This window comes from Micromonospora sp. CMU55-4 (assembly GCF_011602315.1).
Lineage (GTDB): Bacteria > Actinomycetota > Actinomycetes > Mycobacteriales > Micromonosporaceae > Micromonospora > Micromonospora chalcea.
The window spans coordinates 86,869-109,654 of sequence record NZ_JAAOLH010000018.1; the positions used below are offsets into that span (position 1 = coordinate 86,869).

Below are 22,786 nucleotides of genomic sequence, written 5' to 3' on the forward strand. Positions count from 1 at the left end.
GGTGGGTTCATGGCGCAGTTCGTGGACTGGGATCTGGCCGCCGCGACAGCGGGGGCGCTGAGCAAGTCGGGCCCCCGGGTGTCGTACGCCGAGGCCACCGACGTGGTCGGCGACCTGCGCCGGCTGACCGAGGAGGCGGCCGGGCACGTCGCCGACTACACCGGCCTGCGTCCGCAGGTCGCCCACCCGCCGGTACGCGTGGTCGACCGCCGGGACTGGGCCGCGGCGAACATCGCCGGGCTGCGTGAGGTGGTGTCCCCGCTCGTGGAGCGCCTCTCCGGCGACAAGCGGCCGGGCGCGCTCACCGAGGCGATCGGCTCCCGCGTGACGGGCGTGCAGGCCGGCACCGTGCTGGCGTACCTCAGCGGCCGTGTGCTCGGCCAGTACGAGGTGTTCGCCGGTGACCCCGGCCAGCTGCTGCTGGTGGCCCCGAACATCCTCGAGGTGGAGCGGAAGCTCGGCGCGAACTCGCGCGACTTCCGGCTCTGGGTGTGCCTGCACGAGGTCACCCACCGCACCCAGTTCACCGCCGTGCCGTGGATGCGCGCGTACTTCCTCGGCGAGGTGCAGGCGTTCGTGGACGCCTCCCAGGGCGGCGAGCACCTGCTGGAACGGCTCCGCCGCGGCGTGGCCACGCTCTCCGACGCGGTCAAGGACCCGGAGAGCCGGGCCAGCGTGCTGGACATCGTGCAGACCCCGGCCCAGCGCGCCGTGCTGGACCGGCTGACCGCGCTGATGACGCTGCTGGAGGGGCACGCCGAGTTCGTGATGGACGGCGTCGGTCCGCAGGTCATCCCCAGCGTCGAGTCGATCCGGGCGGCGTTCAACCGCCGCCGCGAGTCCGGCAACCCGCTGGAGAAGGCGATCCGGCGGCTGCTCGGCATCGAGGTCAAGATGCGCCAGTACGCCGAGGGTCGCAAGTTCGTGCACGGCGTGGTCGACCGGGTGGGGATGCCGGGCTTCAACAAGATCTTCTCGTCGCCGCTGACGCTGCCGCGCCTGGACGAGCTGGGCGACCCGGACGCCTGGGTGAACCGCGTACACGGGCCCGCCGGTGCCACCCCGCCCCTCGGCTGACCCGCCCGGCCCGGGTGGTTCGCCCAGTTCGGTCGGTGCGCTGAGTTCGGCTGGCTCGGTCGTGCCGGGCGGTCCCGCCGGCTCGGCGGATCCGGCTGGCTCGGTGGATCGCCCCGGCCGGGCTGATTCCGGCGCGCGATCGCGCCGCTCTCCGTCGCCCGCTCCCGCCGTCGCCGCCGTGCGGCTCGCCGTACGCCGGACGCTGACCGGCCTGCCCGGCGCCGGACCGGTGCTGGTGGCCTGCTCCGGCGGCGCCGACTCGCTCGCGCTCGCCGCCGCCACCGCGTTCGTGGCTCCCCGCCTCGGCCGCCCGGCGGGCCTGGTGACAGTCGACCACGGCCTGCAGCCCGGCTCCGCCGAGCGGGCCGAGGCGGTCGCCGCCTGGGCACGCTCGGCCGGGCTCGACCCGGTCGAGGTGCTTCCGGTACGGGTGGACGGCCGGCCCGGCGGCCCCGAGGCGGCCGCCCGCGAGGCCCGGTACGAGGCGCTGGTCGCGGCGGCCCACCGGCACCACGCGGCCGGGGTGCTGCTCGGGCACACCCGGGACGACCAGGCCGAGACGGTCCTGCTCGCGCTGGCCCGGGGCGCCGGGCCACGAGGGCTGTCCGGGATGCCGGAAAGTCGTGATCTCGACGGGGTATCCCTGCTGCGCCCACTGCTCGACATCCCACGTGCCGACACCCGGGACGCCTGCGCCGCGCTCGGGCTCGACCCGTGGGCGGACCCGCACAACGCCGACCCCGCGTACGCCCGGGCCCGGGTCCGGTCCGACGCGCTGCCGGCACTCGTCGACGCGCTCGGGCCGGGGGTGGTGGCGAACCTGGCCCGTACCGCCCGCCTGCTCGCAGCGGACAACGCCGCGCTCGACGCGCTCGCGGACGCCGCGCTGGCCGACGTCCGGGCCGACGGCCGTGCGCTCTCCGTCGACGGGCTGGCCGGGTTGCCGGCCGCAGTGCGTACCCGGGTGCTGCACACCTGGGCCCGCGAGCTGGGCGCCGCGCCGGCCGCGCTGTCCCACAGTCACGTGGCAGCGCTGGACGCCCTGGTCACTGATTGGCGCGGCCAGGGCCCGGTGCACCTGCCCGGCGGCCACCAGGTACGCCGCCAGGCCGGTCACCTCCTGCCCTGACCGGTGATCCAGCCGGGTTCGCGCCGCCACTCCGGCGGCCTGGCGCCCCGCGGCGTCTCGCCCCTCCGGCCTCGCCTCGCCTGGCGGTGATCAAGGACTTTGTGTCCACTTCACGCCTCCGGCAGCCCGCAAACTCCTTGATCACGGGTGCGACGCGGGAAGCGGGCCCACCCGGGGGCGGTGATCATGAGGTTGACGGGGAGGAAACGGACGAAATCCACGGTCAACTTCATGATCGCCGGGGTGGGCCGGGCCGGGCCGAGGTGGGCCGGGGTGGGCCGGGGTGGGCCGGGTGGAGCGGGGAGCGTCAGGCGGTGGTGCGTTCGCGGAAGGTGGTGCGGTAGGCGAGCGGGGTGGTGCCGACGCGGCGGGTGAAGTGGTGCCGTAGCGCCGCCGCGTCGCCGAAGCCGGCCTGCTCGGCGACGCCTTCCACGCTCAGCGTGGTGTCCTCCAGCAGGTGCCGGGCCAGCAGCACCCGCTGGTTGGTCAGCCAGTCGTGCGGGGTGGTGCCGGTCTCGGCGCGGAACCGGCGGGCGAACGTGCGCGGGGCCATGCCGGCGCGCGCGGCCAGCTCGTCCACTGTCACCGGGTGGCGGAGGTGCCCCATCAGCCACTCCAGCACCGGTTCCAGGGTGGGCGCCTCGGGGGCCTTCGGGATGGGCGCCTCGACGTACTGGGACTGGCCGCCGTCGCGGTGCGGTGGGACGACCATCCGGCGGGCCAGCCGGGTGGCCACGGCGGAGCCGTGCTCCTGGCGTACCAGGTGCAGGCAGGCGTCGATGCCGGCGGCGGTGCCGGCGCTGGTGAGCAGCCGGCCGTCCTGCACGTAGAGCGAGTCGCACTGCACCTGGGCGGCCGGGAAGCGTCGCTGGAGCTCGTCGGTGTAGCGCCAGTGGGTGGTGCAGGCGCGCTCGTCGAGCACGCCGGCTTCGCCGAGGACGAACGCGCCGGCGCAGACGCTGAGCAGCCAGGCTCCGCGGTCGGCGGCGCGGCGCAGCGCGGCGAGCACCGGTTCGGGCACCGGGGCGCCGTCGGCGTGCGCGGGCACCGCCACCAGGTCGGCGTCCTCGACCACTGTGAGGTCGGCGGTGGGGGCGAGCAGGAATCCGGAGCGGCTGCGGACCGGGCCGCCGTCGGCGGTGCAGACATCGAACCGGTAGCTGGGGAAGCCGTCGGCGGTGCGGTCGGTGCCGAAGACCTCGGCGAGCACGCCGAGCTCGAACGCGGCGACCTGGTCCATGACGATGACGGCGACCGAGCGGAGCATGTGACGAGGGTAACCCGACCGGTGGCAGTAAATCGATGCCCAATGACATTCCTGCCACTGTCCGTATCGGTCGGTGGCTCGCAGAATCAATGGTGTCCGGTGCGCACCGGCGGCGAAAACCGTCTCAACCATGCGAAAGCGAGCGCCGCCATGACCGTTCTGTTGTTCCTGCTCTTCCTGCTTCTCCTCATCGGGGCCAGCGCCTTCGGGCTCACCGCCGACACCCGCGACTCGGCCGACTGGAAGCCGAGCGACGACGGGCAGCGCTGGCGCTCCCGTACCTGCTGAGGTGATTTGTTCAGATCGCGCCGAAAATCCCCGGCGGGACCGCGCCAAAAGGAGCGGCCCCGCCGACGGCCGCCGTGGGGCGTACGGCAGGCTAGGAGCATGGCTGACGGCTCCTGGTACGACGCCGACATCGACCACGTGATCATCTCGGAGGCCCAGATCCGCGACAAGACCGCGGAGCTGGCCAAGCAGGTCTCGGCGGACTACGCGCACGTCGAGGACGGCCTCCTGCTCGTCTGCGTGCTCAAGGGCGCGGTCATGTTCATGGCCGACTTCGCCCGCGCGCTGGGCCGCCAGGGCCCGCCCGCCGAGCTGGAGTTCATGGCCGTCTCCTCCTACGGCCAGGGCACCACCTCGTCCGGCGTGGTCCGCATCCTCAAGGACCTGGACCGGGACATCGCCGGCCGGCACGTGGTGGTGGTCGAGGACATCGTCGACTCCGGTTTGACCCTGTCCTGGCTGCTGCGCTACCTGGAGTCGCGCTCCGCGGCCAGCGTCGAGGTGGTCGCGCTGTTCCGCAAGCCGGACGCGGTCAAGGTGCAGGTTCCGGTCAAGTACGTCGGATTCGACATCCCCACCGAGTTCGTCGTGGGCTACGGCCTCGACTTCGGCGAGCGCTACCGCGAGGTGCCCTACGTCGGGGTGCTCAAGCCCGAGGTGTACGCCCGGGCGTGAGTTCCGCCGAGCCCTTCGTCAGCGGACATTCAGCGGGCTCTCAGCCTTCCGGTCTACGGTAGGGGCCGGTGACGTGGAGGCACCCTCCACGCCCGACCCCTCGAACCGCTGACCGTGCGGTATGGGTGGGCCGGGTGCGGAGCTCCCCGCCACGCCGGCCCAAACCCGGGTTCGCCCTGCGCGTAAGTGACGGGCTCGCAAGCTCGCTCGTCGCGCGTACGGTGTACCGTCGAATGACCGTGGTGCGGCAGTTTGCGTGCCCCGGGGGTCGGGCCGGCCCGCACGGCGGCCGCGGCCGCCGCTCAAGGCGGCGACACCATTCAGACGGTCAGGACGTCGATCAGGAGGATGCGGGCGCCTCGGCACCCGACAACAGCATGGAACGTACGCGTTTCTTCCGCCGACCGGTGGTCTGGATCATCCTGGTCATCCTCGGCGCCGTTGTGCTCAGTCAACTGTTCACCGCTGGTCCCAGCTACCACCGGGTGGACACGTCCGTCGCGCTCGACCAGCTCAACAAGGGCGGCATCGAGAAGGTCGTCTTCCAGGACAAGGAGCAGACGCTCCAGCTCGACCTGAAGGACAAGGCCAAGTTCGGCGACGACACCACCACCGACAAGATCGAGGCGCAGTTCCCGTACGAGGTCGGCGGCCAGGTCTGGAACCAGGTCCGCGAGGCCGAGGCGGCGGACCGGATCACCGGCCCGGTCGACACCAAGGTGTCGTCGGACAGCATCTGGGTCAGCCTGCTGGTCAACCTGCTTCCCATCGCGCTTCTCGTGCTCCTGCTGCTGTTCTTCATGTCGCAGATGCAGGGTGGCGGCTCGCGGGTGCTCAACTTCGGCAAGTCCAAGGCGAAGATGATCACCAAGGACACGCCGAAGACCACCTTCGCGGACGTGGCCGGGGCCGAGGAGGCCGTCGAGGAACTGCACGAGATCAAGGACTTCCTGCAGAACCCGGCGAAGTACCAGGCCCTCGGCGCCAAGATCCCGAAGGGCGTGCTGCTGTTCGGCCCGCCCGGAACCGGCAAGACGCTGCTGGCCCGCGCGGTCGCCGGCGAGGCCGGGGTGCCCTTCTACTCCATCTCCGGCTCCGACTTCGTCGAGATGTTCGTCGGCGTCGGCGCCAGCCGTGTCCGCGACCTGTTCGAGCAGGCCAAGTCGAACGCCCCGGCGATCGTCTTCGTCGACGAGATCGACGCGGTCGGCCGCCACCGTGGCGCCGGCATGGGCGGCGGCCACGACGAGCGGGAGCAGACGCTCAACCAGCTTCTGGTCGAGATGGACGGCTTCGACACCAAGGGCGGCGTGATCCTGATCGCCGCCACCAACCGGCCGGACATCCTCGACCCGGCGCTGCTGCGCCCGGGCCGGTTCGACAGGCAGATCCCGGTCGACGCCCCCGACATGGAGGGCCGCAAGGCCATCCTGCGGGTGCACGCTAAGGGCAAGCCGTTCACGCCCGACGTCGACCTCGACGCGGTCGCCCGGCGTACCCCGGGCTTCAGCGGCGCCGACCTGGCCAACGTGATCAACGAGGCCGCGCTGCTCACCGCCCGTAAGGAGCAGCGGGCGATCACCAACGACTCCCTGGAGGAGTCGATCGACCGGGTGATCGCCGGCCCGCAGCGCCGGACCCGGGTGATGAGCGACCAGGAGAAGAAGATCACCGCGTACCACGAGGGTGGGCACGCGCTGGTCGCCTGGGCGCTGCCGCACGCCGCGCCGGTGCACAAGGTGACCATCCTGTCCCGGGGTCGCTCGCTGGGTCACACGCTCGTCCTCCCGACGGAGGACAAGTACACCCAGACCCGGGCCGAGATGATCGACACCCTGGCGTACGCGCTCGGTGGCCGGGCTGCGGAGGAGCTGGTCTTCCACGAGCCGACCACCGGCGCCGGCAACGACATCGAGAAGGCCACCCAGCTGGCCCGCGCGATGATCACGCAGTACGGCATGAGCTCCAAGCTCGGTGCGATCAAGTACGGCACCAGCGGCGACGAGCCGTTCCTCGGCCGCAACATGGGCCACGAGCGGGACTACTCCGACGCGGTGGCCGCCGAGATCGACGGCGAGATGCGCGCGCTGATCGAGCTGGCCCACGACGAGGCCTGGGAGATCCTGGTGGAATACCGGGACGTCCTGGACAACATGGTCCTGGAGCTGATGGAGAAGGAGACCCTCTCCACCGCCGACATGGCCCGCATCTGCGCCCGGGTGGTCAAGCGCCCGCCGATGGCCCCGTACCACGGCTTCGGCAAGCGTCAGCCCTCCACCGAGCCGCCGGTGCTCACCCCGGCCGAGAAGGAGGCGCTGGCGACGCAGGCCCGCGCCGACGCGGCCGCCTCGATCGGTGGTTCCAGCTCGATCGGTGGTTCCAGCAACAACTCGGACGGTACGCACTGAACAGCGATCCGACGACGGCCGGCTCCCCGCACAGGGAGTCGGCCGTCTCCGCGACCGAGCCCGACGGCGACGACGCGCTCGACTACGTGGCCGCGCGCCTGATCAGCGGCAAGCTGACAGGCGGCCCGGTGGAGGACAGCGTCGACCTCGCCCGGATCGAGAAGGCGGTACGCGAGATCCTCATCGCGGTCGGCGAGGACCCGGACCGCGACGGCCTCCAGCAGACCCCGGCCCGGGTCGCCCGCGCGTACGCCGAGCTCTTCGCCGGCCTGCGGGTCGACCCGGCGCAGGTGCTGCGCACCACGTTCGAGGCCAACCACGAGGAACTGGTGCTCGTCCGGGACATCGACGTGATGAGCCTCTGCGAGCACCACCTGCTGCCGTTCCGGGGCAGCGCGCACATCGGCTACATCCCCGGCCCGGACGGCCGCATCACCGGCCTGTCCAAGCTGGCCCGGCTGGTCGAGGTGTTCGCCCGGCGGCCGCAGGTGCAGGAGCGGCTCACCTCGCAGATCGCCGACCTGCTGATGTCCAGCCTCGCCCCGCGCGGCGTGATCGTGGTGCTGGAGTGCGAGCACATGTGCATGGCGATGCGCGGCATCCAGAAGTCCGGCGCGAAGACGATCACGTCCGCAGTGCGCGGCGGCCTGCAGAACGACGCGAAGTCGCGGGCCGAGGCGATGGCACTGATCATGGCCCGCTGACCCTCGACCGACACCGACGGCCGCGTACTCCCGCCCGGGAGACGCGGCCGTCGTCAGCTCGGCAGCATGGCCAGCAGCAGGCCGGCGGCGGTGAGCACGGCCGGGATCAGGCAGACCAGGGCCCCGAACCGGGGCGTGCGGTCCACCCGGTCGGTCGGACGCGGGCGGAAGAGCCGCCCCACAGCGAGCCAGCCCAGCATGAACGCGACGGCCGGCAGCGGCAGCCCCACCAGCAGCGCCAGCACCGTCACCGCCCCCGGCCCGGCCACCGCGTACAGCACGAGCTGGAGCAGCGGCACCACGAGCGCCAGCGGCCCGTACACCAGCAGGTTGCGCGGCCGGGACGGCCACCGCGCCAGCCGGGGCAGGCCCCGCGCGGCTAGCGTGTCGTCCGCCGCGTCCGCCCAGTCCCCGGCGGCGCGCAACGCCGCCAGCACCGCCGACGGCCCACCCGCCATCGACCGGGCCGCCTCGGTCACCTCCGGCGGCGTCGGTACCAGCGACAACGCCGGTACGCCCAGCTCACGCAGCCGGGACTGCTGCGGCGCCAGCCGTTCGCGTACCGCTGTCAGCTCCTCTCGGGCCGCCGCCACCGACCGCGCCTGCTCCCCGGCGGCGGTGGCCGCCGCCCGGCGTACGCCGTCGAGCGCCCGTGCGGCCGCGACGTACTCCGTCCAGGCCGACTCGGCGGGTTCCGCCACTGTTGTCGGTCCGCCGTTGCGGGGCCCGGGCACGGTCGTGCCGGTCTCGCTCATGCCGAACCCTCCCCGGCGCCGAACGGCACGAAAACGGTGCCCTGCTCGTCCGGGCCGTCCCAGAGCATCGCGCGGCCCGGCCGGGGCCGCCACCAGACCGGACGGTCGAAGAGCTGCTCCAGCCGCCCGCCCGGCACGTCGGTGACCGCCACGGCGGTGAGCTTGTCCAACTCGCCCTCCGGGCCGAGCAGCCCGGCCAGCGGCGCCGGCGTCCGCCACCAGCCGAGCAGGTGCCGCCCGGCCGGCGGGCCCTCCAGCAGCAGCGACCGCAGCAACTCCGGCGGCAACTCGGTGGCGTCCGGCACGTCCACCCCGAACACCACCAGGTAGCCGGGCTCGTCCGACGCCATCGCGGTCCGCAGCCCGGCCGCGTCGACGGTCTCCACCCGATGCCGCCCGGCCAGTTCGGCGGCCAGCACCCCGGCCGGCTCGGCCGACCCGTTCGCCAGCGGCGCCAGCACGAACCGGGCCGCGCCCGGATGCGCCGCCGCCGCGCTGCGGACCGCCGTCACCAGCAGCCGCTCGGCCTCCTCGTCCCGGCCCAGGACGGCCAGGTTGCGCCCGGCGCCCGGCCCGAGCGGCACCGTCACTGTGGAGCGCCGCACGTCCACCGCCCGGCCCAGCAGGGCGGCGGGAGCGTGGGCCCGGCCGGCCAGCGCGGCCCGGTGCCGCGGGTCGTTGGCGAGCAGCGGGCGGGCGTACCCGGCGAACACCACCGGCGGCGTCGCCGACTCGCCCCGCGTCTCCCAGAGGCGTCGCCGCAGGCCGGCCAGGACCTCCGGATCCTCGTACGGGTCCGGGAAGCGGATCATCCGCTCATGCCCGCGGGTCGCGCCGCGCGGACCGCCCAGACCGCCCGCCGTGTTCACCACCGCGCTGCCCACCGGCAGCCCGGCCGCCGAGTCGTTCGCCGGCTCCAGCACCGCCGAGCCGCCGGGCAGTGCCACCCGCACCGGGAACTGGCCGAGCAGCGGATCCCGCGGGCCACCGATGCCCAGGTCACCCTCGCCCGCGAGGACCAGGTGGATGCCGTACGACCGGCCGGCGCGGGCCAGCGCGTCCAGCCGGGCCAGCAGGTCGGCGGCGAGCCGGTCCCGCTCGCGCAGCACCAGCGGGAAGTTGTCGATCACGCAGACGATCCGGGGCAACGGCTGGTGCTGCCGCAGCTCGGCGTAGCGCTGCCCGCCGGCCCGCCGGGACGCCTCCTCGCGGCGGCGCAACTCCGCCTCCAGCTCGCCGAACAGGTCGGCCACGTACTCCCGGTCGGCCGCCATCCCGGCGGCGCGCACCTGCGGCACCCAGGAACGGTCCCGCTCGGTCTGCAGGAACTCCACGAAGGACTCGCCGTCGGCCAGGTCGGCCAGGTAGAGCGCCAGCTCGTCCGGGCCGTACCGGGCGGCGAGCCCGAACAGCGCGTCGGTCAGGAACGCCGACCGGCCGGCCTGGCCCCGGCCACTGACCAGCCAGTGCGGGGTCAGCTCGGTGAAGCCGAGGCTGACCGGGCGCCCGGCGGCGTCACCCACGGTGGTGCTCAGCCCGTCCGCCGAGCCGTCGGTCCAGAAACCGTCCGCCGGGAGCAGGTCACCCAGCGAGAGGCGGGAGCCGTCCTCGATCTGCCGGACCAGCCGCGCGCACACAGCGGCGACCAGCTCGGCGGGCGGGTCGTCGTCCAGGAACACCGGCGAGTTCAGCCCGCCCGGCGGCTCCGCGCCGGGACTGCTGAACCCGGCGCCGGGCGGGTCGCCGACGAGCGCGTACGCGGTGCGGACCGTGATCGCCGTGGCGCGCGGCAGCGGACCGCCGTCCGGCCAGCCGGCGACCACCAGATGCAGCCCGGCCCGCGGCCCGCCCTCGGCCAGGCCGGCGAGCCGGTCCAGGTCGGCAGTGGTAGTACCCTCCGGCAGCGCGGCCACCACGAGCAGCAGCGTCCGGTCGTGCGCCCGCTGCCGGGCCGTGCCGGCGGCCACCCACTGCTCCGCCTCGGCCAGCACCGCGCGCATCCCCGCGAGGTCGGTGGCGGGCGGGGGCAGCAGGCCGGCGTCGGCGAGCGGCGCGTACCCGGCGAAGGTGTCACCGGAACCGCCGTCGACCGCGCGGGCCAGCAGCGCCCCCGCTGGCGTCGCCGCGAACACGCGCAGCAGCAGCGCGCGGAGCAGCCCCGCCACCCGAGGGTCCGAGGCGTCGGCGTCGAGGCTCACGTGACCGCTGCCGAACAGGGGCGCGAGCGCGGGGAACCGGGCGTCGTCGAGCGGCGCGGCGGTGCCCATCCGGACCAGTGGCGGCGGGCCGTCACCGGGTGGCGTCGCCGCGGTCAGCGTCTCCAGCGGACCGCCGGCCCAGCCCGGCGCGGCCAGTTCAGCAGCCGCCCGCAGGCGCTCGGCCAGCTCGTACTGCCGGTGATGGTCGGCCGGCGCGGGCCGGATCTCGTCGAGGATGCCCGCCGCCGCCGTTGCGGCGGCCTCGGCCCGGCGGTGCAGCGCGGCGGCCCGGCCGGCGCGCGCCTTCGGAGTCGCCACCGCGTCCACCTCTCTTCCCGAGGCCGACATGTCCTCCCCGAGGTGTGACGGTAACCCAGCCGGGGGCCGTCCACCGGGATGTCGGTCGGCGCGGTGAGCTGGTCGGCGGTGAGCAGCCTCACCCCGCCGCCGGGCGGCCTCCGCCCGGCGGTTCGCCACGATCCGCCGGTTCCAGGCATTGGGTACGCGACGCGCAGCCGATAGCCTCAGGAGGTGGAATCAGTGCAGCCCCCCGCCGGTTCCCAGGTGTCCCGAGTACCGGCGCAGCGGACCCCGCCGGAGCAGTTGGCGCCTCCCGCGCCCGCTCCCGCGCCGGTACGCCCCAAGCGGTCGCTGCGGACGGTCGTCGGCGTCGTCGCGGGGGTGCTGGCGCTGCTGTGCACGGGTGGAGCGGTGGCCGGATTCGTGCTGTACGACCGCGCGACAGCGCCGGACCGAAGCGCCCCCGACGTCGTGGTCGACAACTATTTGCGAGCTTTCCTCGTGGACCGCAACGACACGAGAGCTGAGGAATTCGACTGCGCGGGGAGGGCGGACGCTGACGCATTGCGTGCGTTTCGCGAAGACCTCGTCGCCCGTGAGCAGCGCTTCAACACGACGATCTCGGTGAGCTGGGGCCCGCTGGCCGTCCAGCAGTCCGGGGAGTCCGCAGTGGTCGAGGTCGAACTCATCATCTCTGCCTCCGTCGATGGCATCTCACAGAGAGATCGACAGAGATGGCGGTTCGAGACGAGACGCGAGGACGGTTGGGGCGTCTGCTCGACGCAGCGCGCCGGTTGACTTCCGGCTATTCCAGCCATAGCAGGTGCACCGGCACCTCCAACGTGGTCGGTGCCTGACCGCGCCAGGCCCACCGGTACCACTCCAGTTCCGGCGTGACCCGCACGCAGATGTCGCCGTCCGCCCCGGAGTAGGTCTCGGTGACGGCGCGCAGGTCACGCCGTTCCACGCCGTTGTCCACGTGCACCACGCGCCGGCCGGTCACCGCGTCGGCCTCGAACACCGGGGTGGGCGGCCGGCGGTTCGGGGCGTCCAGCGAGACCAGCCGGATTCCCGAGGGGGCTGGTGCGGTCGGCGGGGGTCGCTCGCCGATCGTCTCCACCCAGACCCGTTCCACGGGCACCAGCGGGGCGAACACCTCCACCTGCTCGGATTCGGCCCGGTACCACTCGTGCTCGGGGATGACCGGCACGTAGGTGCGGCTGCCCTGCACCACGCGCTCGTCAGCCCGCAGGTCCCCGCGCCAGCCGAGGCCGGGAAGGCCGACGAGTACCCGCCGGCCGCGCAGCTCGGTTCCGCTCGTGGCGGGCACCGTCTCGACCGGCCGGGGCGGCAGCGGTGCCCAGTCCGGCCGGTCGGCGAACGGGTCGGGCAGGGGGTTGCTCATCCGCCCGGCCTCACCCGGTCTCGCCGAGGGGCGCGCCCCGCTTGCGCATGAAGGGCACCGGGTTGTCCGCGCCGTTGCTGGACCGGTCGCCGTTCCTGTGCACCTCGAAGTGCAGGTGCGGGCCGGACGAGTTGCCGCTGCTGCCGGAGAGCCCGATGACCTCGCCCGCCGCGACCGACTGACCCGGCACCACCCGGGGACGCTCGACCAGGTGGCAGTAGCGGGTGATGAACCCGCCGGCGTGCAGGATGTCCACGAACCATCCGCAGCCGCCCTTGTTCGGCCAGCCGTCCCGGTCGCAGTCCTTCCGCCCGGCGCTGTCGGGATCGCAACGGGCCACCAGCACCCGGCCCGCCGAGGCGGCGTGGATCGGCGTGCCCTTCGAGGCAGCCAGGTCCACGCCGTGGTGGCTGGGACGGGCGGTGGTCCGGAAGCCGGAGACCACGCCGCCGGGCAGCGGCGCGGTCCAGCCGGAGGCGGCGATCCGGTCTCCGGCCGCCGCGTCGCACACGGCCTTGCCGGCGATCTCCACGGTCCGGGCGGCGCCGCCGGCGAGCGCGTCGACGATGCGTCCGGCCAGTTCCTCGTGCTTGGCGTAGGCGTCGGGGTAGGCGCTCACCTGGACGCGCTGGGCCACGACGGTGAGCGGGCGCTGCTGCCAGTTCGGCACCTTCTCCATCTTCTGGTAGAACTTGCGGGCCGCGTACGAGGGCGTCATCCGCTGCTCGACGCTGCCCCATCCGGGCCGCTGCTGGAACAGGCCGAGCGAGTCGTGGTCGGCGCCGACCCCTTCGTGCGGCAGCGCCAGCGATGCCGGCACCGTGCTGTTGGCGAGGTTGCGCAGCGCTGATTCCTGCATCGCGGTGGCCAGCGCGATCACCCAGCCGCGCGCGGGGAGCTTCATGTCCTGGCCGACCTTGATGATGACCGCGGCGTTGCGCAGCTGACGCTCGCCGTACTCGGCGAAGCGCGGCATGTCCCCGGTAAGGTTCACCTGGTAGGCCGGGTCGCAGCTCAGGGCGGCGAGCTTCGGGTCGTCCCCGTCGCCGCCCAGTTCGGTGAGGAAGAAGGCTCCGGCACCGCCAACGCAGCAGAGCAGGGCGAGTGCCGCCGTGACAGCGGTGGCGAGCACGCCGACCCGCAACTTCCGGCGGACCTGTCCGGCGACGGCCGGGCCGGCGGTCACGACCGCTCCCAGTCGACGGCGTCCACCAGCCAGGGGCCGTCCGGCGCGACGAGTTCGAGCCGGAGCGTGCCGTTGTCCAGCGGAACGAGCGCCTCCACGAACGACTCGGTCCGGGGCCGGAGAGTAGGTGCGCCTGTCGTCTTCCGCGCCGGCACTGTCTCCGGGTCGGCGTCTGTCATCTTCTCCGCCAGCGCGGGGGTGGCGAGCGGTCGGAGCCGGGCCTGCCAGGCGTCGCCGGTGCTGCCCGGGCCGCTCAGCCACGCGGTGGTGAACCGCCCGGCGACCTGCTCCGGCGTGGCCTCGCCCGGCCGGGTCTTCGGGGCGACAGCGGTCGGCGGGCTGGCCAGCACGCCGTCGTCACCGGCCTCCGGGTCCGCGGTGCTGATCGGCTGGCTGGGCCGGCTGGTCAGGCCGAGCCCCGAATCGCCGGGCCCGCCGACCAGGCGGGCCGCGCCGATCACACCGAAGACCAGCACGGCGATCACCAGGGCGATGCCGAGCCTCGACCGGAGGACCCGGGTGAAGAGGAACTCCAGCGCGCGCCGCACCGGACTCACCGGGCCTCGGAGCGGATGCGCGGCGCCGGCCGGGCCGGGGCGGTGCCGCGGCCCGCCGAGTCCGGCCGGTAGACGGCGTAGGACGGTGCCTCCTCCGGCACGTCCGGCTCGGTCCAGGTCGACGGCGCGCGCCGGGGGCGGGGCGTGCTACCGGGACTCTCGCCCGGCCGCCCGCTCGCGGGCGCCCCCTCCGGCCGTTCCCGTCCGTCCGGTCGCTCCCGTTCGGCCGGTGTGGCGCTGTGCGCCGGATCCTCGTGGCGGGCCTCCGGCCGGAGGCTGCGCTGATCGGCGGTGACGGTACGGCGTCTGCCGATGGTCGGCTCGTTGGTGCCGCCGGGCTCGGCCACGTCCAGCCGGGCGGCGATCCGCATGTCCCGGAAGAACCGGCGGTGCCAGGAGCCGGCCGAGCTGACCGCCTCGCTGCTGTCCTTGCCGCCGAGCTGGGTGATGCGGCGGTACGGCCGCAGGAGCAGCCAGCCGACCACGCCGCAGAGCCAGACCAGGACCACCTGGAGCCAGCCGGGCAGCGTGGCGGTGTTCATGATCAGGTCGACGGCGAAGAGGTAGATGGCCGCGCCGGTGCCGAAGATGGCGATGTTGAAGACGGCGGCGACCACCGCGTTCGCCAGCCGCCGGAGGCCGGCGCTGGCCGGGCGCATCAAGCCGACCGTGCCGAGGATCGGCGCGGCGATCACCGCCCAGCGGAAGATCAGGAAGCCGAGCAGCACCAGCAGAGACGCGGTGAGGTCGAACATGGCGAACAGCACCGAGGCCAGCACCGCGATGAACCCGGCACCGATCCGGTCCATGTCCTTGGTGCCCTTGAGGTACTCGTACGCCTCCGGGTCCTCGGTCTTGATCTGCTCGGCGACACGGGCCCACTGCTGCTGCTTGGCCTTGATCGTGCCCTCACGGGTTGCCGGATTCTGGCGGAGCTTCTCCGACTCCTCCCAGGTCAGGGACTTCGCGTCGTAGAGCGCTTCGCCGTACTTCTTGGCGGTCTCGCTGTCCGCCGAGCCGAGCACGCCGCGCAGCCAGTTCCGGTAGAGCATCGTCTCGGTGGCCGTGTCGCTGGCGCGCACCGCGGGTGGCCGCTTGTCGACGCAGGCGCTCGGGTTCGGCAGCGCGCACTTGTCCGGCGGAACGGTTTTGGAGGAGGGGCCGACCGCGTCGTGTACCACGCCCAACGTGCTGATCAGCGTGCTGTCGGCCATGTTCGCGGACTTGACCGGCCAGGCGGCCAGCGCGGTCACCGCCACCATCACCAGCAGTGCCCAGCCCGCAGTGGTCATCGCGTTGCTCATGTCCGACTGGCGGGACCGCCAGAGCAGGTAGAGGCCGACCACGCAGACCGTGATGATGCCGAAGACGCTGAACACCTTCTGGTAGACGGCCTTCGTGGCCTGCTCCACCAGCGGGTCGGCCCAGCTCCACATGGTGCGCGGATCCCAGGCGCGCTCCCGCAGCGCGTTCGAGGCACCGATCACCGCGTTGGCGAACATGAACTCGCCGTTGGCGACCATCGTGGTGAAGCGGTAGTCGGGATGCAGCACCGAGGAGGCACAGCCGCCGTCCACGTCGTACGTGTTGTAGCTGTACCCGGCGTACCCGTAGTGGCTGTAGAGGCCACTCGGCCCGAGTTCCTTCGCCGAGTCGGGCCGGGACGCGAACCAGCCGGCCAGGCCCGAGTCCGGCGCGGCGGGCACCGGCGCGTTGCGGCACTCGACCTGGTCCTCGCTGACCGCCTTGAGGCGGCCGACGCAGGCGCGGAAGTCGGCCTGCCACTCCTTGGTGCTGCACAACTCGGCCCGCGCCTGGGTGACCGGCGCGGCGGCGTACGCGGGTGTGGCCGCACCGATCACCGGCCAGGAGATCGTGGCCCCGGCGAGTACGCCGAGCGCGAGGAGGAGCGCCGCGATCCGTGCCCTCGCCATGTCACGCCTCCAGGTCAGCCAGGACGGTCGGCAGTATCCCGGCGGCCTGGGCGACCGCGGCGGGGGTGGTGTCCAGGTGCTCCAGCAGCCCGTCGACGTACGACACGTCGACCCGGACCTTCTGCACGCGCCCGTCGACGTCGCGCATGACGAACTCGCGGAAGCCGAGCCGGTTGGCCGATCCGCTGTCCGCCTGGGAGAGCGAGGCGAGTGTGGCCTCGTAACCGTCGTCGACGGGCACCCGCAGCAGGCGCAGCGCCTCGGAGGCGATCTCGCTGTCCTCGGCGATCCGGCCGACGAAGACGGTGGAGACGAGGTTCTGCACGTCGAGGCCGAGGATGTCCTTCGGGTTCTGCGAGGCGACGAGCGCGGCGAGGTTCCACTTGCGGGAGTCGCGGGCGAGCCGGACCAGGAACGACCGGCCGGAGCGCCAGCCCTCCATGAAGTGGGCCTCGTCGAGGCCGACCAGTTTCCGGGAGGACATCGAGCCGCCGTAGCAGCGGCGTACGGCCAGCCGGTGCGCGGTGTGCAGCATCGGCAGCGCGAGCGCCTCCTCGGCCGACCAGTACTCGCGCTCGATCTTGAGGTCGGGGAGCCGCAGGCCGGCCATGGTGATGACGGTGAGCGCGGCGTCGGCGCCGAGCAGCCCTTCCGGTGGCCGGCCGAAGAAGAGCATGGCCAGCGGCATCTCGGCGGTGTCGAGCAGCAGGTGGGCCAGCTCGCGCCCGGCGTCGTCGTCGAGCCCTTGCAGGCAGGTCACCACGTCGTCGAGCGTGGAGGTCTCCTCCGCGGGAACCTGGCGTACGGCGTGCCGGAACAGCGTGGCGGTGGACGCCTCCCGGGCCACCTGCGGCGGCACCAGCATCATGCAGATGTCCTGCACGAGCATCCGGCGCTCGGCGCGGGCGTTCGACACGGCGATCTCGAACTCGCGGTCACCGGCCGCCCCGGCGCCGAACTCGGTGCGCAGCGGCGTCGGGATCAGCGCGTACGGCGCCAGCGTGCCCTGCTCCGAGCCGGTCAGGTTGAGCACCCGGGAGTACGGGGCGAGCTCGGGCATGGCGCAGAGCCGGGCCAGCGGGCCGGACGGGTCGAGCAGCGTCACCTGCGCGCCACGGCGCGCTGCCAGGTAGCCGAGCGCGCCGAGCAGCGTCGACTTGCCACCACCGGGTTCGGCGACGAAGACGGCGAGGCCGGAGCGTTCGCGTACCTCCATCGGGAAGTGCAGGTCGAGGAAGACCGGACGGCGGCAGGTGCCGGCGGTACGCCCGATCAGGTCGCCGCGCCGGTCGCCGACTGTGGACGCTGCCTGCGGCAGCGCGGCGGCGAGCAGGTTGACCGGCATCCGCCGGACGTAGCCGGTGTTGGCGATCGGCTCGCCGGGGATGAACTCGCGGGCCAGCCAGTCCTGGTTCTTCGGGTGCTGGAGCGAGATCCGCAGCTCACGGGAGTAGAGCTGGATGAGCCGCCGGGCCCGCTCCAGGCACTCCTCCCGGGTACGGCCGCCGACCGCGATGCGGTGCCAGCCGTGTGCCCGGGCCGAGTCGACGGGCAGGCCGGTGGTCATCTCGTCGCCGATCACCAGCGCGCGCTTGGCCAGGCGTTCCAGCTCGGGCGGCGCGTCGATGCCGTGCTCGGCGTAGTCGAGCTGCTGGGAGCGGATCATCCGCAGCCGGTGTTCGAGGTTCCGGAACGAGTCGTTGGGGCCGAGGATGTCGACCCGGGTGGACAGCTCCATCGGCCAGGGCAGCCGCTCGTGGAAGTGCAGCCAGGGCTCGTGCCGCTCGGGGATCTCCAGCGGCTCCATCCGGCCGACCGCGAGCACCGCGACGTGGCGTTCCTCGCCGGTCATCCGGTTGACCAGCTTCACCGTCGAGCCGTACGGGGTGCGGTAGCGCTCCACCTGCTCGGTGAGGGCCAGCAGGTCGCCGCGTTCCCACCGGCCGTTGGTGATCGGGGACAGGACGCCGGGCGGCGCCATGCACAGCGCCACCGACCGGTAGAGCAGCCATTCCAGTTCGGGCGCGGTGACCCGCCGCCCGCGCATGCCGAACGCGCCGAGGACCTCGTCGAACTGCTCGACGGTACGGCTCAGCCGGCGCCGCTCGCCGTCGGCGGTGCCCCGGCCGAACGTGCGGAGCAGACGTTCGGTGAGCGAGTCGCCGAGCGACCGGCGGGCGAACGTGACGCCGAGGTAGGTCTGGCCCTCGGCGTGGTTGACCGCCATCAGGTGCCGCTGGGCGGCGACCAGGTGGTCGGCCCAGCCGGTGGTGCCCGGTACGTCGGGCAGCGGGGCGGCGGTGTGCGCGTCGATGGTGCGGGCCCACTCGTCGGCCGGGAAGGGCCGGGTGGTGCGGCGCAGGTGCAGCCGGAACCCGGCGAGTCCGGCGTACTGCTCGGAGATCGCCGAGAGCAGTGCCTCGCGTTCGGCGTCGGGCCGGAACGCCCACCGCACCTCGGGCAGCCAGTACCAGGCGGTGACGGTGTTGGGGGTGAAGGTGAGGTGGCCGGCGATCTCGGTGATGGCCAGCTCGACCGACGGGTCCCGGTCACCGAACTTGATCTTCGGGGCGCGGACCCGGACCGGCTTGGTCGGCCGGTTGCGGCGTTCCGGCGTGCGCTGCCGGGGCGGCGCGACCTCGCGGTGCGCCGGACGGCCGACCTCCCGCGACGGCGCGGCGCCGGTCGCGAGCGGTTCCGCCGACGCGAGATCCGGTTCCCGGTACTCGGCGGGCGCGGGTCCGGGCGCGGCGATCTGCGGGGGCGGTGGGAGTGTCGGCTCCGGCTCGGCCGGGGGCCGGAGCGCGGGCAGCCGGTCACCGGCCTGCTGCGGCACCCGGCTCCGGGACGGCGGGGGCGAGGCGAGCGCGGCCGGCGGGTCGGGCAGGGCCGGCTCGGCCGGCAGCGGTGCGGCGCGTGCGGGCTCGGGCCGGGGGCGTCCGACCGCGCGTACCCCAGGGGTCTGCTCGCGGGCCGGGGGTTCCGGCTCGGCCCGCGGCGCGGGCTCGACCGGCGCGGCGTGCTGGTGCGGGATCGGCAGGGGCTCACGGCCGACGCCGCGGCGGGGCGGCGCCACCACCGGCTCGACCGGCGGGGGCGGGGTGGGGGCGGGTCGCCGGACCCGGGGCTGCGCGCCGCCGAAGAGGTCGAGGAAGGGCGAGTCGATGTCGCCGTCGGGGCGTACCGGCTCGCGGGGCGTGATCGGTCGCGGCGGTTGGAAGACACCGACCCGGCTGTGTCCCGGGCTGGTGACGAGCGCGCCGTCCAGGACGACCTCGTCCAGATCCTCGTCCGGTGGGTAGTCGAACGATCGCTGACGGTTACCATTCGGCCCGGCCGGACGCCCGGCCGGGGAACCCGGCGTGGAAGAGCGACTCATGCGACCGCCTCACCCGCGTCGTTCGTCTGCACGGTTGTCGTACGCCCGGTCATGCCAGTTCCTCCCGGATCCTGATCCGGCTCGCGACGAGCCGCGGATCCCGCTGCTCGGTGGCCGGTTCCCGGGTGCGTCGCCAGTCGGTCAGCGCGGTCCGGATCACCATGCGCGCGGGCCGGTCCGGGTCGACGTACCGGAAGATGAACGAGGTCGTCACGATCGCCAGCGAGATCTCCCAGGCGGGGAAGAGCTCGACCTGGAGCGTGAACAGCCAGTGGATGAACATGTAGAGGGGTACGAGCAGCATGAACAGGCCGTACTGGGCGTACGGCAGGTGAACGGGAAGGGTGTACCCGGGCGGCCCCAGGTAGACGAGGCGTGCCCGGTAGATGTCGTCGTCGGTGCGCAGCCGCATCGTCGCCCAGCGTCCTACTCGAAGATCAGGTTGATCAGGTAGTCGCCGACGAAGAAGAGTGTGGCGGCGCCGGCGATGAAGGCCAGGCCGATGATGGCGATGGCCGAGCTGGTCAGCACCTTGGAGATCTCACCCCGGCTGGCCCGGCCGATGAAGATCACCCCGAGGACGGCGAGCAGGATCGGTGCGATCTTACTGGCGAAGAAGGTGACGACGTTGTCGGTGTCGATGCCCTTCGGAGCCGGCTCGGCGAGTGGAGTCGACGCCAGGGTGTGGAGCGCGTGGTCGACGGCGCTCGACGCCGCTGCCATGAGCTCGATGGCGATCACTGGAAACCTCCCCAAGGTCGCGGCCGGCGGTGCCGCGTTGGTGCAAGTAGGCAAGCCTGGCGGGATGGTGCTCGGCGGACACGGAAGTGGTCAACGCTGTGTCCGTGACCCACCACGCTGGGTGGTGAGTTTTGGGCGGATTCTTCCCGCTTCGGCCCTCCCTCCAGGCTTCGCCATCTCGATGCTGGGCAATTCCAAAGCGTACGGCCCGGCCACCTTTGCGACAAGCCGCGAAGAGTCGACCGTGAATCGCCCGGAAGACCGATCGTACACCTGTTCCAATCCGCATGTCAGGGCTGCTGCGTCGGCGGCTCGCCCGGTCGCCGGAAGCCCCGCCCACGAGCGGTACTGTCGGCTCCGTGACCGATCTGGTACGGGCGGAGACCCCGGTGGTGATGGGCGTCCTCAACGTCACGCCCGACTCCTTCTCCGACGGCGGCAGATACGCCGATCTGGACGCGGCAGTCGCACACGGGGTGCGACTTCGCGCCGACGGCGCCGACCTGATCGACGTGGGCGGCGAGTCCACCCGGCCCGGCGCCGAGCGGGTCGACGCGGAGACGGAGACCGCCCGGGTGCTGCCGGTGGTCCGTGAGCTGAGCGCCGCCGGCATCGTCGTCAGCATCGACACCAGCCGGGCCCGGGTCGCCGAGGCGGTCCTCGCCGCCGGCGCGTACCTGGTGAACGACGTCTCCGGCGGCCTCGCCGACCCGGACATGGCCCGGGTGGTCCGCGACGCCGGCTGTCCGTGGGTGCTCATGCACTGGCGGGGACACTCGCGGGAGATGCGCGAGCTGGCCACGTACACCGACGTGGTGACCGAGGTCCGGGACGAGCTGAGCCGGCGGGTCGACGCCGCGCTCGCCGCCGGGGTGGCCGCCGACCGGATCGTCGTCGACCCGGGTCTGGGCTTCGCGAAGACCGCCGCGCACAACTGGGCGCTCAGCGCCCGCCTGCCCGAGCTGGTCGACCTGGGCTTTCCGGTGCTCTTCGGGGCCAGCCGCAAGTCCTACCTGGGCCGGTTGCTCGCCGACGCGGCGGGCGAGCCGCGGCCCACCGCCGGGCGGGAGGCCGCGACCGTCGCGACGAGCGTGCTCGCCGTCGCGGCCGGCGCCTGGGGGGTACGCGTGCACGACGTCCGCGGCACCGCCGACGCGCTCGCCGTCTGGCAGGCCACCGGCAGCCCCCGTCTCGCCACCGCGACCGGCAGGCGGCCCGCGACCGCGTCGCCGAGGGCGGCGGAAGCGGCCACCGGCGCGAGTGGAGGCGACAGGTGACCGACCGGATCGAGCTGACCGGCCTGCGCGCGCACGGCCGGCACGGCGTCTACGACTTCGAGCGCGCCCAGGGGCAGGAGTTCGTGGTCGACGCGGTGCTCGAACTGGACCTGGGCCCGGCCGCCCGCTCCGACGAGGTGACCGACACCGTGCACTACGGGGAACTCGCCGAACGGCTGGTCGCGGTGATCACCGGCGAACCGGTGAACCTCATCGAGACACTCGCCGACCGGCTGCTCGCGGTCTGCCTGGCCGAGCCGCTGGTCGCCGCGGCGACGGTGACCGTGCACAAGCCGGAGGCACCGATCCCGCACGCCTTCCGGGACGTCGCCGTCACGATGAGGCGTACCCGGTGACCCGGGCCGTGCTGTCGATCGGCAGCAACCTGGGCGACCGCCTCGGCCACCTGCGCGGCGCGGTGGCCGCGCTCGGCGACCGGGTCCTGCTGGTCTCCGGTGTCTACGAGACTCCACCGTGGGGGGACGCGGACCAGCCCGCGTACCTGAACGCGGTGGTGATGGTCGCGGACCCGGCGGCGACGCCGGAGGACTGGCTGGCCCGCGCCCGGGCCGCGGAGGCGGCGGCCGGGCGGGCCCGCGACCCGGAGCGGCGGTACGGGCCGCGCACGCTCGACGTGGACGTGATCGCGGTCTGGGACGACGCCGGCCAGCCGGTGCTCCGCGACGACCCCGAGCTGACGGTGCCGCATCCCCGGGCCCACCTGCGCGCGTTCGTGCTGCGCCCGTGGATCGACGTCGAGCCGCACGGCCGGCTGCCCGGGCACGGCTGGCTGACCGATCTGCTCAACGCCGAGCCGCTGGCCGGTGACGCCCTGGAACTGAGCCCACGACCCGATCTGACGCTAGAGTCGGACACATGACCCGCAGGAGCGTGGCCCGGCAGTGGCGAGCTGAGGAGGCGCGGTGAGCACCGACCGCTCCCCGCAGGGGCCCGACCGCTTCCGGATGGGGCCGACCCGGGCCTCCACGCTCGTGGTGGCCGGCCTGGCCGCCGCCGCGGTGGCCTGGCTGCTGATCAGCGGCTTCTACTACGACTTCGCGCCCGACCTGCCCTGGCTGCCGGTGATCACGCTGGCCGGCCTGGCCGTGCTGGAGGGCTACGCGGCGGTGAACACCCGCAGCCGGATCGAGCGGCGGCCCGGCCGCGAGCCGGTGAACCCACTGCTGGTCGCCCGGTTCGTGGTGCTGGCCAAGGCGTCCGCGCTGGCCGGTGCCATCTTCGCCGGCTTCTACGCCGGCCTGACCGGCTGGCTCTTCGTGGAACGGACCAATGCCGCCCAGGGCGATCGGCCCGCCGCGCTCGGCGGTCTGATCGCGTCGCTCGCGCTCGTCGCCGCCGCGCTCTGGCTGGAACGCTCCTGCCGGGTGCCGGAGCAGGAGGACGACGAGGACCGCGAGCCGGGCGACCGCGAGACGCCGCGCGGGCGTCTCTGATCCGGGGTTCCCCACACCCCGGCCCGGCGGTACCGTCCCTGGCGACCGGAGA

General features: G+C 73.5%; 21 protein-coding genes. 11 read left to right on the forward strand and 10 right to left on the reverse strand.

Features of this window, described 5'->3' with window-relative positions; genetic code table 11:
• Positions 1–9: 9 nt before the first annotated feature.
• Both HA073_RS26030 and tilS read left to right on the forward strand, forming a co-directional pair.
• Positions 10–1,077 (forward strand): zinc-dependent metalloprotease, encoded by a 1,068-nt coding sequence (locus HA073_RS26030; RefSeq protein ID WP_043330860.1) that lies wholly within the window; start codon positions 10–12, stop codon positions 1,075–1,077.
• A 178-nt stretch (positions 1,078–1,255) separates the two neighbouring features.
• Entirely contained in the window at positions 1,256–2,206 is a 951-nt protein-coding gene (gene tilS / locus HA073_RS26035; protein WP_166457510.1) for a tRNA lysidine(34) synthetase TilS, read from the forward strand.
• A gap of 307 nt (positions 2,207–2,513) precedes the next feature.
• Here the strand turns inward: tilS and HA073_RS26040 are convergent, their stop codons facing one another.
• Entirely contained in the window at positions 2,514–3,473 is a 960-nt protein-coding gene (locus HA073_RS26040) for a GlxA family transcriptional regulator (RefSeq protein WP_166457511.1), read from the reverse strand.
• Between the two features lie 150 nt (positions 3,474–3,623).
• Here HA073_RS26040 and HA073_RS26045 point away from each other — a divergent pair, with 150 nt between their 5' ends.
• The 4 genes from HA073_RS26045 (at position 3,624) to folE (ending at position 7,548) form a co-directional block, all read left to right on the forward strand.
• Positions 3,624–3,761, forward strand: coding sequence for a hypothetical protein (locus HA073_RS26045; RefSeq protein ID WP_166457512.1), 138 nt, complete (start codon positions 3,624–3,626; stop codon positions 3,759–3,761).
• A 99-nt stretch (positions 3,762–3,860) separates the two neighbouring features.
• Positions 3,861–4,436 (forward strand): hypoxanthine phosphoribosyltransferase, encoded by a 576-nt coding sequence (hpt, locus tag HA073_RS26050; protein WP_013288988.1) that lies wholly within the window; start codon positions 3,861–3,863, stop codon positions 4,434–4,436.
• Positions 4,437–4,813: 377 nt separating this feature from the next.
• Entirely contained in the window at positions 4,814–6,844 is a 2,031-nt protein-coding gene (gene ftsH, locus HA073_RS26055) for an ATP-dependent zinc metalloprotease FtsH (protein ID WP_043327886.1), read from the forward strand.
• A gap of 86 nt (positions 6,845–6,930) precedes the next feature.
• Entirely contained in the window at positions 6,931–7,548 is a 618-nt protein-coding gene (gene folE, locus HA073_RS26060) for a GTP cyclohydrolase I FolE (RefSeq protein WP_013288986.1), read from the forward strand.
• A 53-nt stretch (positions 7,549–7,601) separates the two neighbouring features.
• Here folE and HA073_RS26065 read toward each other — a convergent pair whose 3' ends face one another.
• Both HA073_RS26065 and HA073_RS26070 read right to left on the reverse strand, forming a co-directional pair.
• Entirely contained in the window at positions 7,602–8,303 is a 702-nt protein-coding gene (locus tag HA073_RS26065) for a hypothetical protein (protein WP_166457513.1), read from the reverse strand.
• On the reverse strand, positions 8,300–10,828 hold the full coding sequence (locus tag HA073_RS26070; RefSeq protein ID WP_309228063.1) for an FtsK/SpoIIIE domain-containing protein: 2,529 nt from the start codon (positions 10,826–10,828) through the stop codon (positions 8,300–8,302). Before HA073_RS26070 ends, HA073_RS26065 begins: the two co-directional genes overlap by 4 nt.
• 213 nt (positions 10,829–11,041) lie before the next feature.
• Between HA073_RS26070 and HA073_RS26075 the strand changes: the two genes are divergently transcribed.
• The gene (locus HA073_RS26075) at positions 11,042–11,599 is read left to right on the forward strand and encodes a hypothetical protein (RefSeq protein ID WP_069088235.1); all 558 of its coding nucleotides are present in this window, start codon (positions 11,042–11,044) and stop codon (positions 11,597–11,599) included.
• A 7-nt stretch (positions 11,600–11,606) separates the two neighbouring features.
• On the opposite strand, the gene HA073_RS26080 is transcribed toward HA073_RS26075, so the two are convergent.
• Genes HA073_RS26080 through HA073_RS26110 form a run of 7 tightly spaced genes read right to left on the reverse strand, consistent with a single transcriptional unit; the run spans position 11,607 to position 20,003 of the window.
• Complete coding sequence (locus HA073_RS26080) at positions 11,607–12,206, reverse strand: hypothetical protein (RefSeq protein WP_069088236.1); 600 nt, start codon at positions 12,204–12,206, stop codon at positions 11,607–11,609.
• Positions 12,207–12,216: 10 nt separating this feature from the next.
• Positions 12,217–13,392 carry a M23 family metallopeptidase gene (locus HA073_RS26085; RefSeq protein ID WP_166457515.1) on the reverse strand — a complete coding sequence of 392 codons (1,176 nt, stop codon included), beginning with the start codon at positions 13,390–13,392 and terminating at the stop codon, positions 12,217–12,219.
• Positions 13,389–13,949: a hypothetical protein gene (locus tag HA073_RS26090; RefSeq protein ID WP_113973585.1), complete on the reverse strand. Its 561-nt coding sequence runs from the start codon at positions 13,947–13,949 to the stop codon at positions 13,389–13,391. Before HA073_RS26090 ends, HA073_RS26085 begins: the two co-directional genes overlap by 4 nt.
• Complete coding sequence (locus tag HA073_RS26095) at positions 13,946–15,883, reverse strand: MFS transporter (RefSeq protein WP_166457516.1); 1,938 nt, start codon at positions 15,881–15,883, stop codon at positions 13,946–13,948. Before HA073_RS26095 ends, HA073_RS26090 begins: the two co-directional genes overlap by 4 nt.
• A 1-nt stretch (position 15,884) precedes the next feature.
• The gene (locus HA073_RS26100; RefSeq protein ID WP_069088240.1) at positions 15,885–19,262 is read right to left on the reverse strand and encodes an ATP-binding protein; all 3,378 of its coding nucleotides are present in this window, start codon (positions 19,260–19,262) and stop codon (positions 15,885–15,887) included.
• Between the two features lie 49 nt (positions 19,263–19,311).
• Entirely contained in the window at positions 19,312–19,674 is a 363-nt protein-coding gene (locus HA073_RS26105; RefSeq protein ID WP_013288977.1) for a hypothetical protein, read from the reverse strand.
• Between the two features lie 14 nt (positions 19,675–19,688).
• Positions 19,689–20,003: a hypothetical protein gene (locus HA073_RS26110; protein ID WP_043327895.1), complete on the reverse strand. Its 315-nt coding sequence runs from the start codon at positions 20,001–20,003 to the stop codon at positions 19,689–19,691.
• Positions 20,004–20,362: 359 nt separating this feature from the next.
• On the opposite strand from HA073_RS26110, the gene folP reads away from it, so the two are divergent.
• The 4 genes from folP to HA073_RS26130 all read left to right on the forward strand — a co-directional run bounded on the left by folP (position 20,363) and on the right by HA073_RS26130 (position 22,734).
• Positions 20,363–21,280 (forward strand): dihydropteroate synthase, encoded by a 918-nt coding sequence (folP, locus tag HA073_RS26115; RefSeq protein WP_166457517.1) that lies wholly within the window; start codon positions 20,363–20,365, stop codon positions 21,278–21,280.
• Positions 21,277–21,636, forward strand: a complete 360-nt coding sequence (folB, locus tag HA073_RS26120) for a dihydroneopterin aldolase (RefSeq protein WP_043327897.1) — start codon at positions 21,277–21,279, stop codon at positions 21,634–21,636. Before folP ends, folB begins: the two co-directional genes overlap by 4 nt.
• Positions 21,633–22,160 carry a 2-amino-4-hydroxy-6-hydroxymethyldihydropteridine diphosphokinase gene (folK, locus tag HA073_RS26125; RefSeq protein WP_043327898.1) on the forward strand — a complete coding sequence of 176 codons (528 nt, stop codon included), beginning with the start codon at positions 21,633–21,635 and terminating at the stop codon, positions 22,158–22,160. The genes folB and folK overlap by 4 nt, the downstream gene beginning before the upstream one ends.
• Positions 22,161–22,245: 85 nt before the next feature.
• Complete coding sequence (locus HA073_RS26130; protein WP_104114026.1) at positions 22,246–22,734, forward strand: DUF3180 domain-containing protein; 489 nt, start codon at positions 22,246–22,248, stop codon at positions 22,732–22,734.
• The last annotated feature ends 52 nt before the right edge of the window (positions 22,735–22,786 follow it).